The organism is Halomonas sp. FeN2, assembly GCF_020595105.1.
GTDB classification, from domain to species: Bacteria; Pseudomonadota; Gammaproteobacteria; order Pseudomonadales; family Halomonadaceae; genus Vreelandella; species Vreelandella neptunia.
In genome coordinates, this window is the sequence record NZ_CP074200.1 from 2,328,033 (window position 1) to 2,343,859 (window position 15,827).

14 protein-coding genes are annotated in these 15,827 nt (G+C 54.3%); 4 read left to right on the forward strand and 10 right to left on the reverse strand.

Translation table 11 applies throughout. From position 1 onward, the window contains the following. Positions 1-502 precede the first annotated feature (502 nt). Together KF947_RS10650 and salA are read right to left on the reverse strand one after the other, a co-directional pair. Entirely contained in the window at positions 503-1,675 is a 1,173-nt protein-coding gene (locus KF947_RS10650; RefSeq protein WP_138799551.1) for an ABC transporter substrate-binding protein, read from the reverse strand. A gap of 67 nt (positions 1,676-1,742) precedes the next feature. Further along, a complete protein-coding gene (gene salA / locus KF947_RS10655) occupies positions 1,743-3,056 on the reverse strand; it encodes a salicylate 1-monooxygenase (RefSeq protein WP_227406213.1) in 1,314 nt (437 codons plus the stop codon). Positions 3,057-3,259: 203 nt separating this feature from the next. On the opposite strand from salA, the gene KF947_RS10660 reads away from it, so the two are divergent. Then, a complete protein-coding gene (locus KF947_RS10660; RefSeq protein WP_223288372.1) occupies positions 3,260-4,165 on the forward strand; it encodes a LysR family transcriptional regulator in 906 nt (301 codons plus the stop codon). A 13-nt stretch (positions 4,166-4,178) separates the two neighbouring features. Here KF947_RS10660 and KF947_RS10665 read toward each other — a convergent pair whose 3' ends face one another. The 4 genes from KF947_RS10665 to pobA form a co-directional block, all read right to left on the reverse strand. Further along, the gene (locus KF947_RS10665) at positions 4,179-4,586 is read right to left on the reverse strand and encodes a nuclear transport factor 2 family protein (protein WP_227406214.1); all 408 of its coding nucleotides are present in this window, start codon (positions 4,584-4,586) and stop codon (positions 4,179-4,181) included. 39 nt (positions 4,587-4,625) lie between these two features. Next, the gene (locus KF947_RS10670) at positions 4,626-5,447 is read right to left on the reverse strand and encodes a 3-keto-5-aminohexanoate cleavage protein (RefSeq protein WP_227406215.1); all 822 of its coding nucleotides are present in this window, start codon (positions 5,445-5,447) and stop codon (positions 4,626-4,628) included. A gap of 189 nt (positions 5,448-5,636) precedes the next feature. Further along, positions 5,637-6,155: an SLC13 family permease gene (locus KF947_RS10675; RefSeq protein WP_227406216.1), complete on the reverse strand. Its 519-nt coding sequence runs from the start codon at positions 6,153-6,155 to the stop codon at positions 5,637-5,639. Positions 6,156-6,531: 376 nt separating this feature from the next. Further along, a complete protein-coding gene (gene pobA / locus KF947_RS10680; RefSeq protein ID WP_227406217.1) occupies positions 6,532-7,716 on the reverse strand; it encodes a 4-hydroxybenzoate 3-monooxygenase in 1,185 nt (394 codons plus the stop codon). 146 nt (positions 7,717-7,862) lie between these two features. Here pobA and KF947_RS10685 point away from each other — a divergent pair, with 146 nt between their 5' ends. Beyond that, positions 7,863-8,765, forward strand: a complete 903-nt coding sequence (locus KF947_RS10685; RefSeq protein WP_227406218.1) for a helix-turn-helix domain-containing protein — start codon at positions 7,863-7,865, stop codon at positions 8,763-8,765. A gap of 27 nt (positions 8,766-8,792) precedes the next feature. Here KF947_RS10685 and KF947_RS10690 read toward each other — a convergent pair whose 3' ends face one another. Continuing rightward, the gene (locus KF947_RS10690) at positions 8,793-9,683 is read right to left on the reverse strand and encodes a helix-turn-helix domain-containing protein (RefSeq protein ID WP_227406219.1); all 891 of its coding nucleotides are present in this window, start codon (positions 9,681-9,683) and stop codon (positions 8,793-8,795) included. A gap of 266 nt (positions 9,684-9,949) precedes the next feature. Between KF947_RS10690 and KF947_RS10695 the strand changes: the two genes are divergently transcribed. Further along, the gene (locus tag KF947_RS10695) at positions 9,950-11,359 is read left to right on the forward strand and encodes an aldehyde dehydrogenase family protein (protein ID WP_227406220.1); all 1,410 of its coding nucleotides are present in this window, start codon (positions 9,950-9,952) and stop codon (positions 11,357-11,359) included. Between the two features lie 27 nt (positions 11,360-11,386). Further along, positions 11,387-12,496, forward strand: a complete 1,110-nt coding sequence (locus KF947_RS10700) for an NAD(P)-dependent alcohol dehydrogenase (RefSeq protein ID WP_133732195.1) — start codon at positions 11,387-11,389, stop codon at positions 12,494-12,496. A gap of 143 nt (positions 12,497-12,639) precedes the next feature. On the opposite strand, the gene KF947_RS10705 is transcribed toward KF947_RS10700, so the two are convergent. The 3 genes from KF947_RS10705 to KF947_RS10715 are packed head-to-tail and all read right to left on the reverse strand — an operon-like array spanning position 12,640 to position 15,484. After that, complete coding sequence (locus KF947_RS10705) at positions 12,640-13,929, reverse strand: TRAP transporter large permease (protein ID WP_223288351.1); 1,290 nt, start codon at positions 13,927-13,929, stop codon at positions 12,640-12,642. Continuing rightward, complete coding sequence (locus KF947_RS10710) at positions 13,919-14,446, reverse strand: TRAP transporter small permease (RefSeq protein WP_138799563.1); 528 nt, start codon at positions 14,444-14,446, stop codon at positions 13,919-13,921. Before KF947_RS10710 ends, KF947_RS10705 begins: the two co-directional genes overlap by 11 nt. 12 nt (positions 14,447-14,458) lie before the next feature. After that, positions 14,459-15,484 carry a TRAP transporter substrate-binding protein gene (locus KF947_RS10715; RefSeq protein WP_227406221.1) on the reverse strand — a complete coding sequence of 342 codons (1,026 nt, stop codon included), beginning with the start codon at positions 15,482-15,484 and terminating at the stop codon, positions 14,459-14,461. Positions 15,485-15,827: the final 343 nt, after the last annotated feature.

Sequence of the window (15,827 nt, forward strand, 5' to 3'; positions counted from 1 at the left end):
CAGCGTCTGGCAATCGTTGACTTGATGTCAGTTTGATTGCGTGAGGAAGAGGGAACCAATATTGTTTAGGTGCTTAGCCATACCGAGGAGGTATCAACAAAGGGAGATGACTGCCTGTTTTTTTAACGGGCAACTATTTTTATTAAACCACCTCTACCTTTGCTCAGCTTCTTCAGCCCTATTCACCTTCTTTAATTTCCTTTACTAATCAATAGATTGATAAACACGGTGGCATTTTAAAGGCGGTTTACACATAAATGAGCGACGTAATGATGGGCAAGGCATAGCGACACGGTGAGTAGATAATATCTGCGACTAACTATTAACGTGATGGCACACTTTCCATACGCCGAAGCCAGCTGAGTGGTGTTTCTTTTACGACAAAAGAATAAGACACATCATTGAGACATGAGGTGTAAAGGACAGGAAGGCAGCACGACGCTAATCACACGATTTAGTCGTACTGCCAACAATAATAAGCGCTAACTCTCTAAAAACTCACTTACATCTGGCAATCAGCATCGGGTGACTCGAGTAGCTCATGCGCTACCGATAATACTTCGTGCCGACCATCGCGGATCTCACGCAGGTAGATATTTTGTATCGGGTGGTGGGACTTGGAGAAGCGCAATGATCCACGTGGGCTCTGCAGCTCAACGGCAGCGAGTGCGTCAATGAGTGCATCGCGGTCAGTGGAATCACCTTCTACTGCATCAAGCGCTTGTATGAGCATGGCACCAGTGTCATAACCATGCACGGCATAAGCATCAGGCATCTCACCGTAAGCCTCTTGATAAGCAGCTACGAAGCTCTGATTTTCTTCACTCTCCAGCGTTTCAGCGTAGTGTAGCGTCGTTAACACCCCCTCGCCCGCGCCCCCTAATGCTGCCAAATTACCTTCGGTCATAAAGCCAGAGCCCAACAGGGGAATATTTTCCTTAAGTCCGGCTGCAGCGTAGTCACGCACAAAGCTGACACCCCCTCCACCCGCGAAGAACGTATAAACCGCGTCGGGATTGAGGCTGGCTATTTGCGTCAAATAACTTTGAAACTCAGTACTGGGAAAAGGAACCAGAATTTGCTCAATAATCTCACCACCGGCTTCCGTAAACGCCTCCTCAAAAGCAGCAATATCCTCTTTACCACCGGCATAATCCCAGGTAATCGTTACCATCTCACGGTGGCCGCGATCATAGGCTACTTTCCCCATGGGGTAACTGTCCTGCCACATGTTATGTGAAGTACGAAATACATTGGGCATGCAAAGTTCGTTCGTTGCTGCCCCCAAACCAGCATTGGGAATAATGGTAATAGCGCCGGTTTGCTTGGCCACGCGGAGCATCCCCATGGCCACACCTGAGTGGACAGGGCCAATAACAACGTCGACCTCGTCACTGTTCACTAATCGGCTCATATTCTGGGGGGCCTTGGAGGGATTGGCCTCGGAATCAAGCTGGACATACTCGACTTCACGTCCTCCAAGCTGTCCACTATTCTGCTCAATAGCGAGTTTCAAACCATTGGTAATAGCCTCGCCCAGTGCCGTGTAGGTACCCGTATAGGGCAACATTAAACCTAGCTTTACAGGCTCGCCATCTTCAGCCATCGCAAGTTGCCCTGCCAGCAAAAAGCCTGCCCCAAGTAACGACGTCAGTGTTGTATTATTTGTTTTCATCGTTGCACTCTTTGTTGTAGTTCGTCTTTATAAAAGAAGTTATTGCTTTAAATGGGTAGTTTTTGGTTCACCCCCAGTTCTCGCTTGTTTCAAACTGCAAGCTATTTTTAGCGGCAATCACATCGTCGTGTGGGTCATGATTCCACAGCCACTCGAAGCGACTCTCAAGATTGTTAATTAGCTCGGCTTCGTCGTCGCCGATGCCCTCTCCTGCATATTCGTAGACATCGCCCGCCTCATGGGAGGTACGCTGCACTTTGCAGGTACGGCTATGGCGTACTTGTTCAAAGGCAGACAACACAGTTCTCACGTTGTGGCTACGGCAACTGGCATCCGCCAGCAGAGTCGCCAGCACATAGGCGTCCTCCAGCGCCTGACCGGCCCCCGCCCCCTGGTGAGGCACTAACGCATGGGCGGCGTCGCCAACGATCAGTACGCGGTCGCGCTGGTAGCGGGCAAGCTCAGGTAACTCATGCAGCGCCCAGCGCGTTGGCTCAGGAATGCATTCAAGAATGGCTTGGCAAGCCGGACTCCAACCTTCAAATACTTCTAGCATTTCCTCCTGGCTGACGGCTTGAACCCACTCTTCGCCTTCGGGCAGTTTAGGGTTCGGTATCGAACGATCCGTAATGAAGGCCACGACGTTAACGAGTTGGGACTGCTTAACCGGGAAGGTCAAAATATGGCGATCTTTGCCAAGATACATCTGGGGGACTAGCGCTAACCGTTTCTCGCTGCCTTTAGCCTCTAATGCAGCCTCAAGCTGGCCAGTGGGGATCATGCCGCGATAAGCGTAGGTTCCACTCCAAAACGGGGTAATTTCACCATACTGCTCCGGGGGCAGCACATGAGAGCGCACCGCAGACTTAATACCGTCAAAGCCGATGATCACATCGCCAGTAAAGTGAGTGCCATCGTCGAAGCTGGCGGTGGCGCTGTCGGCTTCTTGCTTAACGCCTATACAGCGTTTGCCAAAGTGGGCGATGCCCTCAGGCAGATTGGCGACAATGGCATCCAGAAAATCGGCACGATGCACCGAGGATTGGCCAACACCTGGCGCTAAGCTGGCGGTTAAGTAAGTGTCATCGCTACCACGCCGCCATTCAAACCAAACATCCTCAAAGGGCGCTGGTGAGGAATCGGCAATACGCTGATAAGCGTTTTCCAACCCCAATAGCTGAATGGCTTTTACCGCATTGGGGCCAAAGGAGACACCCGCACCAATCTCGGAGAACTGGGGAGCAGCTTCGAAAAGCTGTACATCAAGGTGGCTATCTCGAGATAGCGCGACGGCGAAGGCCACGCCCCCAATACCACCACCGACGATGCCAATCGAAAGACGTTTTGGCTGTGTATTTGCTACTGTGCTGTTAGCTACCATGATTTAACTCTGCTCAGGGGCTTATCGTTATATGTTGAGCGCTATGCTCTCCCCCTAACGCTATTCGGAAGCCTCAACTGCCACCACACAGCTTCTTTCATTCAGACTATAAACGGCGCTAATAACAAGATGAATCAACCAGTTAAAAACCTCTCTGACGGCTACATTCGACTATTGTGGAATACATTGCGAGGCGTAAGGTGATGGAGAAACTTGCCAACATTGACCTGAATCTGCTGGTTGTTTTTGACTTGTTGTACCAAGAGCAAAATACACAACGGGTGGCGCTGCGCTTGGGTATCACCCAGCCGGCGGTGAGTCATGCACTGAAGCGTCTACGTCACTTGCTGGAAGACGAACTTTTCGAGCGCACATCGCAAGGCCTGCAACCTACGCCCCGTGCCAGTCGACTTCACCCCGGTATTGCGGATGCGTTGGCACGCATGAACGACACGCTGAGCCTATGCGACGATTTCAACCCCGCGAAGAGTGAGCGCACTTTCCATATCAACATGACCGATATCGGTGAAATAGTATTTCTTCCACGCTTGCTGCAACATCTTTCACGCCATGCGCCGGGGGTTTCACTCAATACCGTGCGCAGCCACCATAATGACCTGAAAAACGAGATGGAGGAGGGAGAGATAGATTTGGCAGTTGGTCTGATCCCGCAACTAGGGGCAGGCTTCTACCAGCAGCGACTGTTTGTACAACGCTACGTTTGCTTAATGCGCGAGCATCACCCCCTCGCTGCGGAGGAGTTTAGCCTTGAGGCGTTTCGCGCAGCGCATCACGCTGTGGTGGTTGCTCGGGGCACGGGGCATGGCATTATCGAAGAGCAGCTTGCGCACGCTGGGGTTGCGCGCCCAGTTCGGTTAACACTGCCGCATTTCGCAGCTGTTCCCTATATCGTCAGCAGCAGCGATCTAGTGGTGACGGTCACCGATAAATTAGCCGAGGCAACGCGAACACGTTTCGGGTTAGCCATTCGTGAGCACCCCCTAACGTTCCCAGAAATCCCGATTAATCTTTTCTGGCACCGTCGCTTTCATCAAGACCCAGGCAACCGCTGGCTGCGTGGGCTGATGTTTTCTCTGTTCTCTGAATAGGGGTCATTAACGCCTAGGAGCTCGGCTTCGCCCAAGCGGCGCGGGTGCTATGGGCTGCCGTTTTATTGGTAATTTTCCAGATGCCGTCAACCTTTACCAAGGCAATCACATCGACCCAGGAATCCGCCAGGTTGTCGCTATTATCAAAGCCTAGCAATACGCTGGCGACCTCTCCCGCCTGGGTGACAGCAATAAAGCGGCTCGTCACTTTACGGTGGCTAGCCGCCCAGCGCTCGAAACGGTCGCTGATTAGGTCGGTTGCCAACTTACCATCAGCAGCCACAGCAAAAATCCACGCGTCCTTATGAAACGCCTCCTCCAGCTTTTCTCGACCGCCTTGAAAGCCATCGACATATAGCTGCACAACGCGTTTGATCTCGTCGATCTCAGGTGCATCACCTACGACAGTAACATTGGTCATCTCTCTACTCCTGCGGTTTTATTGCCGGTTTTGTCGTGTTTATAACCCAAGCATCTCACGCGCCTGTTGCCAGGTAGCCACTGGTCGCTGGTACTTTTCGCATAGGGCGACGGTGCGCTCGACCAACGCCGCGTTGGAAGGCGCCAGCGTTTCGCTATCCAGGCGCACGTTATCTTCAAGCCCGGTACGGGTGTGGCCACCAGCGGCGATAGACCACTCATTAAGAAGGTATTGGCTGGCGCCAATACCTGCGCCGCACCACTGTGCATCCGGCGCCAGCCGCTTGAGAGTCTCGATATAGAAATCAAACGTTGGCTTGTCCGCTGGCATCGAATTCTTAACGCCCATGACAAACTGCACATAAAGCGGTGCTTTCAGCTTTCCCTGCTTGGAGAGTGCAACCGCCTGATGGATATGCGACAGATCAAACGCTTCGATTTCAGGCTTTACGTCGTACTTGAGCATCTCATCGGCAAGCCACTCCACCAACTGGGGCGGATTCTCGTAAACACGATTGGGGAAGTTATTGGAGCCCACCGAGAGGCTTGCCATGTCGGGCTTTAGCGGCAGCATGCCGCCGCGCGCCTCACCAGCGCCGGAGCGCCCGCCGGTTGAGAGCTGAATAATCATGCCGGGGCAGTGCTGCTTGAGCCCTTCCATCAGGCGGCCAAACTTCTCCGGGTCGGATGAAGGCGTTTGGTCATCGTTGCGTACGTGACAATGCGCAATGGTGGCGCCCGCTTCGAACGCCGCCTGGGTGCTTTCAATCTGCTCCTCCACCGTAATCGGCACGGCAGGATTATTCTCTTTGCGTGGCAGGCTGCCGGTGATGGCGACACAAATTATGCAGGGTTGAGACATGGAAACCTCTTTGTTCTTATTGCGAACATTATTTTGCATTACGAACAAAATAGAGCACATCTTGACCATCGTCAAATTCAAATCGCTGCCAAAGACGTTGACAGCCACGTTTTAGAAAGCGACATCAAATACCAGAGGTACAATGGTATAGAGCGCGACCATAATCACTAGCAAACCGATGACGTTGAGTCAGATACCTGCCCGGATCATGCTTTTGATTGGAAGATCCCCTGTTGCGAAAGCCACTGCATCGGAAGGTGTTGCCACGGGCAACATAAAGGCGCAGCTCACAGCAAAGGTGACCACGATGGTCATCAGGAAGGGCCCACTACCCAGCCCCACGGCAATAGATCCCATAATCGGGAAGAAGGCAGCCGCCGTCGCCGTGTTGCTGGTTAGTTCGGTCAACAAGATGATCACAATAGCGGTGATGGCATAGGCAATGCCCAGAAGTACAGCGGCAGAAAACTTGGGCGTGTCATCACCGTTACCCAGCGACTTCACTAAGGCAATGATTGAACCTCCGATTGGCACCATAATCGCTGCAGTGGCGGTATTGCTGACCCACATGGTGATAAACCAACTAGCGAACATCAGACCGAAGACAATTTGAGCCGGTTTAGTACCCACGGAGAGCACCGTCAGTAGCGCGAAGCGACGATGTAAATTCCAGCGCTGCGTTGCCAAGCCCAAAAGTACGCCACCCAATACCTATCAGGTTGATTGCATACCTCATCGAGCAAATCAGCATACTAAAATATTTAGCTTATTATTAATAATCAGCAGCTTAAAAAATACTACCTATTATTTCGTTATTACTCTAATCCTCCCCCCCCCGAAAGTGGTAGAACATACACTGCTTAATTAAGACGTATAGCTTACGACTAATAAATGATCTAAGACTGAGACAAACTCGCTATCGCTCTATGGTATAGCGTTTGGATACGAAGGTTTTATTACATCCTAAAACGCGCTTATTACCGAGCAAGAAACGACAATAATATCGTTAAGCTTCCTGACGCTTGAGTATAAAAAGCCCAAGCGTCAGCCTGGGCAAGGAGGATAAATGCACAACAGGTAGGCGCTACTCCAGAGGCTCGTAGGGCAAACCCACATAGTTTTCCGCAATGGTGGTCAGCCCCGCTTTAGAGCTGGTCACGTAGTCCAACTCGGCTAACTGCATGCGGCTGTTAAAATCCTCTTGGTCAGAGAAGTTGTGCAGCATGGAGGTCATCCACCAGGAGAAGCGCTCCGCCTTCCAGATGCGCTTCAGGCAGGTTTGCGAATAGCGCTCGATCAAATCCGTGCGGCCTTCCTGGTAAACTTTCATCATTAGCCGATAGAGCGTGTTCACATCACTGGCGGCCAGATTAAGCCCTTTGGCACCGGTGGGCGGTACAATATGCGCCGCATCACCGACCAGGAACAGCCGCCCGTACTGCATGGGTTCGACCACGTAGCTGCGCAGCGGCGCGATGCTTTTCTCGATCGAAGGCCCGGTGACAAGCTTGGCGGCCACCTCATCAGGCAGGCGGCGCTTGAGCTCTTCCCAAAAACGCTCGTCAGACCAATTTTCTACCTTTTCATCTAACGGCACCTGGAGGTAGTAGCGGCTGCGGGTAGCGGAGCGCATGCTGCAGAGGCTGAAGCCGCGCTCATGGCGTGCGTAAATCAGCTCATCGGAGACTGGCGGCGTATCCGAAAGCATACCCAGCCAGCCAAACGGGTAGACTTTTTCGAACTCTTTTATGCGCTCTTGAGGGATCGCCTGGCGGGAGACGCCATGGTAGCCGTCACAACCAGCGATATAGTCGCACTCCAGCCGGATCGTTTCGCCGTTGTGCTCAAAGGTGAGATAGGGGCTGTCACTCTCCAGATCGTGGGGTTGAACGTTTTCCGCCTCGTAGAGCGTTGTCGCGCCAGCGGCGGCGCGAGCCTCCATTAAATCTTGCGTTACCTCCGTTTGGCCGTAAACCATGACTTTACTGCCGCCGGTCAGTTCATCCAGTGCGACTCGCACGCGGCGGTTGTCGAAAACAAGCTCAAAACCGTCATGGGGTAAGCCTTCTTCATCCATCCGCTGGTCAACACCCGCTTCGCGCAGCAAGTCCACCATACCTTGCTCAAGCACACCGGCGCGGATACGGCTCAATACATACTCACCGCTACGCCGCTCAACAATCACATTATCAATGCCTTGGCGATGGAGTAGCTGCCCCAGCAGTAGGCCAGAAGGGCCAGCGCCAATAATCGCGACCTGTGTCTTCATAGGGGATGCCTCATCGTTGTCATTATCAAAAACTTATGACTTGTATTTTTCAATGAAACACGCCGCATAATAAGGCATGATCTAGATCAATTATTGGACATTTAGCGTGTTATTACTCAACCTTAGTCGTATAGGAGATGTAGGTGATGCCAGCCTCGTCGGCAACGTCCGTTCCGGTATTTAAGCTCTATGGCGAGACGCAGCATTGGCCCACGCCAGACTTGCTTCACTGCGAATCCATCCCTGAGCGCAGCCAGCTACATGACTGGCGTATACGCCCGCATCGCCATGCCGACCTGGTGCATATTCTGTTTATTGCGCAAGGTAGCGTTGAGTTAGAGCTGGAGGGAACGAGCCACCAGCTTCAGAGTGCCAGCGCGATCGTGGTGCCCGCGATGACTATTCACGGCTTTATCTTTTCACCGGATGTGCAGGGGCACATCATTACCTTGGCTAAGCCATTGGCTGACCACTTACATGCGTTAATGGGTGAGAACAGTACGCTAAAAAAAGCCGACTTCTACCCGCTGCTACAGGCCAATCTGGCTGAGCGAATTGCCACCCTGGTCGCTCAGATCGACCAGGAGTACCGCCAACCGGCCCCCGGCCGGAACAGCCTGCTCGAAGCACTTATTCAAGCCTTGGTGGTAGAGCTATCGCGCCTTTGTGCTTATACCGGCAGCACGGCAAAGCGCTACGGCCCCCGCCAGAGTGACAAAGGACGGCAGCATTTAGAGCACTATCAAGCGCTGATCGAAGCGCACTATCGCGAGCAGCCGAGTATTGAACAGTTAGCCGAGCAGGTTGGGGTGAGTAGCGCGCACTTGAATATGCTCTGCCGCCAACTCGCCGGACATAGCGCCCTGCAGTTGCTGCACGAACGTTTGCTGCTGGAGGCCAAGCGCCAGCTCACCTATACCAATATGACCATTGGCCAAGTCTCTGACAGCTTGGGTTTCTCTGAACCGGCTTACTTCACGCGTTTTTTTAAGCGCAATACCACGCTTTCACCGCGGGATTTTCGCTTGCGGCAGCAGGCCCCACGATAAACGCCAGGCTGCTTGACTGCTCCGCCGCTAACCCAACTGTTTTCCGCGTGCCCGAAGGTCGCCAGGTGATATCCCATAGCGCTTGCGGAACACCCTGGCAAAATGCGCACCATCAGAAAAACCGTGCTCCAGAGCGATATGAGTGATGCTGCGCCTTTGAGGAGTGGCGTCTAACAGTGCCAAGTAGCACTGCTCCAAGCGTAATTCACGGATGAATGCTGCGGGTGGTGTCATACGGTAACGCCGGAACTCATCGTAAAGCCCTCGCACCGACATATTCAGGGCATAGGCCAGATCTTCAGGAGCCAGCAGCGTATCGGCAAGGCGCTCAAGCACCACACGTCGTGCTTTGGTAAGCCGTTCACTGGGCATGGGTGCGTTATAAAGCTGCTCCCTTTGGTAGCGCCAGAACGACCCGAACACCAGCTCCAAGGCGGCGTCTTCCACTTGGCCTATCGATGGGTCACTGCCCCACCTCAGTTGAACGCGCAGTGCGGCTAGCGCAGCATGAGCAGCGGCATCTACAGGGATTGCAAGCCCTTCACAACGTTCGGCCAACCGTCGCCATTCAGGCATATCGGCAAGATCGACTTTCAGCATCAGGGCTCGATAATCCCCGTGGGTATGCAGCTGATAGGGGCTCGATAGCCGATAAATAGTCATCTTGCCAGGGGCTAACCGGATGGTTTGGCCGCCCTGTGTCATCAGCGCTCCACCGCGTAATTGCCAAACCAGCTTAAAGATATGATCGCCATCGGTCTGCGCCGCTAGCCGTGGTGTGCGAGCAACGCGCACCGGCGAACTGGCGATGTATACCAGTCGACTTCGCAGCAAGTCCTGCCCTCGCAGCCTGGCGAAAAACGTGGACGTTAATGGTGCGACCTCAAGGGGCAGCAGTTGCCTTTCGTTTGCTTGCACGAAAGATTCCAGACTGGTAGTGCTTAACGAGAATGGCGGCGCTCTATCGGGGAATGCTGCCCCTCTTGAGGTAAGGGCATTCATGTCAGGGTGACTCCGATTTTGTTGTTTCTATTATTGATAGGACTTCACGATTATTTAGCTTGATCCAGGTGCTTATGCTTGGCAACCCACCGTTGCAGAAATCGTCAAGTAATCTGCAGGGATGCACAAGACCAAGCACTCGATGCGGCATTGAATGGGGTAGCCGCAACAGGAGAAGCATCATGCAAAATAATCATAAATTTCACGCCCTCATTAATGGTGAGCTGGTCTCTGGCACTCAGCAGATGCCCGTCATCAATCCCAGTAATGAAGAGATCCTGACCTACTGCCCCCAGGCCACGCCTGAAGACGTCGAGCGTGCCATTGGTGCGGCAAGAAAGGCGTGGCCTGCCTGGCGGGACGCGCCCATGGAACAACGCCGCCAGACGTTACACGCCATCGCCGACTGCATTGAGGAAAATGCCGAGGAGCTGCAGCGGTGGATAACCCTGGAACAGGGTAAGCCTCTGGCAGGCGCCGCGGTCGAAACCAGTCAGGCTCCGGCCATCTTGCGCTATTTCGCTGAAATGGATCTTTCACCCCGCACGCTGCAAGACGACGAGCGCCAGCGCGCTGAACTCCACCGACGCCCCCTAGGCGTTGTGGCCGCTATCGTGCCCTGGAATTTTCCGCTCGTGATGGCCTGCTACAAACTGGGGCCAGCGCTGATTGCGGGCAACACCTGCCTTATCAAGCCAAGCCCCACCACACCGCTGGCGACCCTGCGCCTGGGGGAAATGATTGCCGACCTGGTACCGCCAGGCGTGGTCAACATACTGCCGGACGGTGGTGATGTTGGCCCCTTGCTCACCGGCCATGCCGGCATCAATAAGGTGTCCTTCACGGGTTCCACGGCCACCGGCCGGGCAGTCATGCGTTCTGCAGCCGATAGCTTGCAGCGCCTCACCCTGGAGCTGGGTGGCAACGATGCCGCCATCGTGCTGGACGATGTGGACGTCGACGCCGTGGCACCGCAGCTGTTCGCGCTGGCCTTCGTCAACTCCGGCCAGGTGTGCATGTCGATTAAGCGCCTCTATATTCAGTCCGGCATCTACGACCGCATGTGCGACGCCCTCGCCGAGCAGGCCCGCGACGCCAAGCTAGGCGAAGGATTAGACCCAGAGACTCAGTATGGCCCCGTGCAGAACCGTCAACAGTTCGAGGCAGTGCAAAAGCTACTGGAGCAGGCCCCCCAGCACGGCCGCGTTATTGCTGGAGGCAATACCTACGGCCCAGGCTACTTCGTCGAACCCACCTTGATTCGCGATATCGAGGAAGGTAACCCGCTAGTGGATGAAGAGATTTTTGGCCCGGTACGCTCACTGCTGCGCTTTGATGATATCGATGAGGCCATAGCGCGAGCCAATAACTCACCTTATGGCCTGGGCGGTTCGGTATGGACGCAAGACCTCACGCTGGGCAAACAGATCGCCTGTCGGTTGGAATCAGGCAGCGCCTGGGTCAACCAGCACTTCGCCATGGCGCCGCACATTCCTTTCGGCGGCCATAAGCAGTCCGGCATCGGGGTGGAGTTCGCCGAGGCAGGACTTCACGAATACACCGCGATTCAGTCGGTGGTGATCGCCAAGTAATCTTCTTGAAACCAGCAGGAGCCTGCCATGAATATCATTGCCGCCGTTGCCCGCTCGCCTCGGGCACCATTTTCTATCGAAACGTTACAGCTTGAAGCGCCCCGTGCGGGCGAAATCCTGGTGCGTGTGGTCGCCACCGGCATTTGTCACACTGATATCGCCATGCGCGACCAGCAGCTACCTACACCTCAACCCGTGGTACTCGGCCATGAAGGCGCCGGTATTGTTGAATCGGTTGGGGCCGGAGTGACCAAAGTGGAAGTCGGTGACCCTGTGGTCATGACCTTCAACTCCTGCGGCCATTGCCCCAGTTGCTCGGGTGGCCAAGCCAGCTACTGCCATGATTTTTTCCCACGGAATTTCTTTGGCACCCGTGCCGATGGCTCCATCGGCCTATCGAAAGACGCCGAGCCTGTTCACGCCAATATCTTCGGCCAGTCCTCTTTCGCCAGCCACGCCCTCTGCCATGAACGCAATATCGTCAAGGTGCCCACTTCAGCGCCACTGGAACTGCTCGGCCCTCTGGCCTGCGGTGTGCAAACCGGTGCCGGTGCAGTGCTGAACTCGCTTGCTGTGGCACCGGGCGATTCACTGCTGGTGTTTGGCACCGGCTCCGTGGGGCTTTCCGCGATCATGGCGGGGGTGGTCGCCGGTGCGACCACCATCATTGCGGTCGACCTCCACGAACAGCGGCTGGCACTGGCAAAAGAGCTTGGCGCTAGTCATGCCATTCCCGCCAACGCAGAAGACCTGATGGAGCAGATCTTCCAAGCCACGGGCGGCATCGGCGTTGATCATGCGCTCGATACCACGGGCCTGCCCACCGTCATTCAAAAAGCAGTGGATGCACTGGCGCCGCGCGGCACCTGCGGGATTGTTGGCGCCTCCGACCCCACGACCACGGTGGAACTGAATCTGACCCATATGATGTCAGCGGGGCGTAGCCTGCGGGGCATTGTGGAAGGCGACTCGCTGCCCGATATCTTTATACCGGCGCTGATTCGGCTGTATGAACAGGGCCGCTTCCCCTTTGATCGATTGGTGACCTTCTACGATTTTGATCAGATCAACCAAGCGATCGACGATGCCGAGCATGGTCGGGCAATAAAACCCATCGTGCGTCATCCTATCCACTAAACCGCGCATCGTTGGTTATTTTATTCCCTCGCTTGTCGTCGACTATTTTCTCCTCAAAACCAGCTCAGCCCGGCCTTGCGCCGGGCGGCTTCCTCTCTCAACAGCGGTAATGACGATATTGTACGTCGCTTATTTCAATTTACTTAAAGTAAAAAGAAGGTCGAGAGCACCGGGAAAAGAATCAAAAGCGTCAGGCGCAGCAAGTCAGACACTACAAAGGGTGTAACCCCTTTAAATATCTCCCCCAGCCCCACGTGCGGCGCCATCGCTTTAATCACAAACACGTTCATCCCCACCGGCGGGGTCATCAGTCCCAGCTCAACGGTCAGTACGGTCAAAATACCGAACCATACCGGGTCGATACCCATTGCCTGAATAATCGGATAAACCACCGGTACGGTGATTACCAGCATGGCGATGGAGTCCATAAACATTCCCAGCACAAAGTAGAGCGCCAGAATGCACAGCACCACGACAATAGGAGTGAGATCCATGCCGTAGAGCAGGTCAGTGATAGAGAACGAAATGCGCGACACCGAGATGAAGTAACCCAGCGTTTCAGCCCCCACCAGCATAAAGAACACCACCGCAGAGAGCGCCAACGTCTCTTGTACGCTATGCCATAGCTGCGCACCGCGCATGCCTTTCGAAAGGGCATAAAGCAGCGTGGCGAACGCCCCGACGCTAGCGCCCTCCGTCGGTGTAAAGGCACCAAAATAGATACCTAAAATCATCACCAGGAAAACGCCAAAGAAGGGCACTAAACCGGTCAGCGATAGCAGCTTCTCTTTCCAAGCAGTGGGTTCGCCCGCTACCGCCAGGGAGGGGCGCAGGTACATCACCACGGTAATGGTCAGTGAATACATCACCAGCCCCAGCAGACCGGGAATCAGCCCCGCCATGAACATATCGCCAACGGACTGTTCGGTAAGAATGGCGTAGATAAGCAGTGCGATACTGGGCGGAATCATAATGCCCAGCGTGCCGCCTGCAGCCAGCGCGCCAGTTGCTAAACCACGGTTATAGCCATAGCGCTCCATCTCCGGCAACGCTACCCGGGTCATGGTGCTCGCCGTGGCTAACGAAGAGCCGGAGATAGCGGAGAAGATGCCGCAAGAGCCCACGGCTGCAATCGCCAGGCCGCCCTTCCAGCCACCGCAAATAATACGCGTTGAATCAAACAGCTTACCGGCCATCCCTGAATGAGCAGCCAGCACGCCCATCAAGATAAACATGGGCACGGCGCTGAAACTGTAGTTAGAGAGTACTTCCACCGGTACGGTTTTTAACTGCGCTACAGCCGCATCCCAACTAATGATTTGCGCAAACCCCACTACCCCCACAATGAGCATGGTTAAGGCGACCGGTACGCGCAGAATCATCAATACCAATAAAAGCCCTAGCCCAATGGCACCAATCGCTTCACTCCCCATGAGTTGCCTCCTCACCCACTGCATAAATAACGCCGAGCAAGGCGTGAATAAAGCTACGTATCCCCAGTAGCAAGCTGAGCACTGCTGCCAACTGGTAAATCGGCCCCAAGGGTAGCCGCAGGTCTTGGGTTATTTCGCCGTGCCGACTGGCCGCTGCGGCCGAATCCAGCAAACCCACAAACAGAATCAGCCCCAGCGCCATAAAGCCGAGGAAAAAGAGCCCCTGCAGGCGATTTTTTATCGCTTGCGGCAAGCCGTGGGAGAACGCCTCTACCACCACTTGGCTTTTCTCCACATTAGCCGCCATGGCCGCTAGTAGCGCAAACAGCATCAAATAGCTAACCAGCTCTACACTGCCTGAAACGCGCAGTGCAATTGCACCTTCCGTTATACGCGATAGATAACGCGTACTTACATCAGCAATGGTTACTGCCAGCAACCCAATCAGTGCGATGCCAGCCACCAAGCGACAAATGAGGGCCAGCCAGTGGCTGGCCCTATAGAGAGTAGACTTCATATAACCTTACCCCTATTGGGTACCACACGACTCACTGGCTGCCAGTGCTGCTTGATATACATCTCTGGCCTGGTCCAGACCGCGCTCTTCCAGCTGCGTTAGGTAGTTTTCAATACCGGTTTCGAGCGGTTCTTGCCAATCAGGATGCGCTAACGGATTTTCGATTTCGCGAATGGTATGGCCTGCATCAGCAGCTTCTTGTTTGCCTTCTACATCAAGCCGATCAAACACCGCACCGGCGTTTTCAGCCCACTTCATGCCTGAGTTATTATCGATTACCGCTTGTTGCTCTGGCGTCAGGCTGTCATAGGCGCGCTGGTTCATGGTGGCGACGAAGATCAGCGTGTAAAAGGGCACTTCGGTGTGATAATTCACTAGCTCGTTGATGCGGAAGCCTTTGAGACCTTCCCAGGGAAAGCTCAAACCTTCAATAACACCACGCTGCATGGAGGTGTAGATATCAGGGGCAGGCATGCCCACAGGAATCGCGCCCATATTTTCCAGCATCTCGCCCGCTACAGCGGTGGGACGGCGAATGCGCAACCCTTCCAGGTCGGCAGGGGTTTGCACATCGGTGTCGATGGTGTGGATGCCACCCGGGCCCGTGGTAAACATAAACAGCGGGCGGGTGTCTTCGTATTCGCTATCCAAATGGCCGTCGTCATAGAGCGTTTGCAGTACGCAAGCACCTTGCGTTGCCGTGCTCGCTACCCCAGGTAGTTCGACGATCTGTGAGAGGGGGAAGCGACCGGCAGTATAGCCCTGGGCGGTGGCACCAATATCGGCTATACCGTTGGCAGCAGCTTCATAAATGGAGTCCGGTTTGGCTAGGGTACCGGCGGGAAACATTTGAATGGTTAGATCGCCATTGGATTCTTCTGCAATGGTATCGGCCCATGCCTGCAAAACATCTTCATTAACGCCTGAAGGGCCAGGCCAAAAGTGGGCCATCCGCAGGGTGGTCTCTGCCTGGGCAGAGCTAACGGCCAGGCAAGTAATTGCCGCTGCCAAAATGCATCGGGATAGGGACATTTTCATAGGAGCCTCCAGGACTTTCTTGGATTATTGTAAGTTCGCATAGCGAATACTAGTTCGCTTTAAGCAACCACATTAGTCCACTATGAGGCGTAGGGCTAATCGACATTCGTCTATGTTTAGGCACCGCAGCGAGCCTTTATACCCGCACGATCAAAGGTAATCAGTGTTCCAGCCTGCATACCCGTCCCGAAAAGCAAAATAGCAACAGAAACTTGGACTTTTCCAATATCACTTCACGACCATAGTCGAACTACCTAATGACCACGCGACTAGCCATCCCCTGATGCACCAATAATAAAAGCCGCCTTCGCTAGTACGAAGGCGGCTTACTGACAAGAACAAA

What these genes read in the sequence shown, in the direction of transcription:
- KF947_RS10665 (WP_227406214.1), bottom strand. Translation starts at nt 4,586, where the DNA reads ATGACCAATGTTACTGTCGTAGGTGATGCACCTGAGATCGACGAGATC.
- KF947_RS10700 (WP_133732195.1), top strand. Translation starts at nt 11,387, where the DNA reads ATGAATATCATTGCCGCCGTTGCCCGCTCGCCTCGGGCACCATTTTCT.
- pobA (WP_227406217.1), bottom strand. Translation starts at nt 7,716, where the DNA reads ATGAAGACACAGGTCGCGATTATTGGCGCTGGCCCTTCTGGCCTACTG.
- KF947_RS10660 (WP_223288372.1), top strand. Translation starts at nt 3,260, where the DNA reads ATGGAGAAACTTGCCAACATTGACCTGAATCTGCTGGTTGTTTTTGAC.
- KF947_RS10705 (WP_223288351.1), bottom strand. Translation starts at nt 13,929, where the DNA reads ATGGGGAGTGAAGCGATTGGTGCCATTGGGCTAGGGCTTTTATTGGTA.
- KF947_RS10710 (WP_138799563.1), bottom strand. Translation starts at nt 14,446, where the DNA reads ATGAAGTCTACTCTCTATAGGGCCAGCCACTGGCTGGCCCTCATTTGT.
- KF947_RS10670 (WP_227406215.1), bottom strand. Translation starts at nt 5,447, where the DNA reads ATGTCTCAACCCTGCATAATTTGTGTCGCCATCACCGGCAGCCTGCCA.
- KF947_RS10715 (WP_227406221.1), bottom strand. Translation starts at nt 15,484, where the DNA reads ATGAAAATGTCCCTATCCCGATGCATTTTGGCAGCGGCAATTACTTGC.
- salA (WP_227406213.1), bottom strand. Translation starts at nt 3,056, where the DNA reads ATGGTAGCTAACAGCACAGTAGCAAATACACAGCCAAAACGTCTTTCG.
- KF947_RS10685 (WP_227406218.1), top strand. Translation starts at nt 7,863, where the DNA reads ATGCCAGCCTCGTCGGCAACGTCCGTTCCGGTATTTAAGCTCTATGGC.
- KF947_RS10695 (WP_227406220.1), top strand. Translation starts at nt 9,950, where the DNA reads ATGCAAAATAATCATAAATTTCACGCCCTCATTAATGGTGAGCTGGTC.
- KF947_RS10650 (WP_138799551.1), bottom strand. Translation starts at nt 1,675, where the DNA reads ATGAAAACAAATAATACAACACTGACGTCGTTACTTGGGGCAGGCTTT.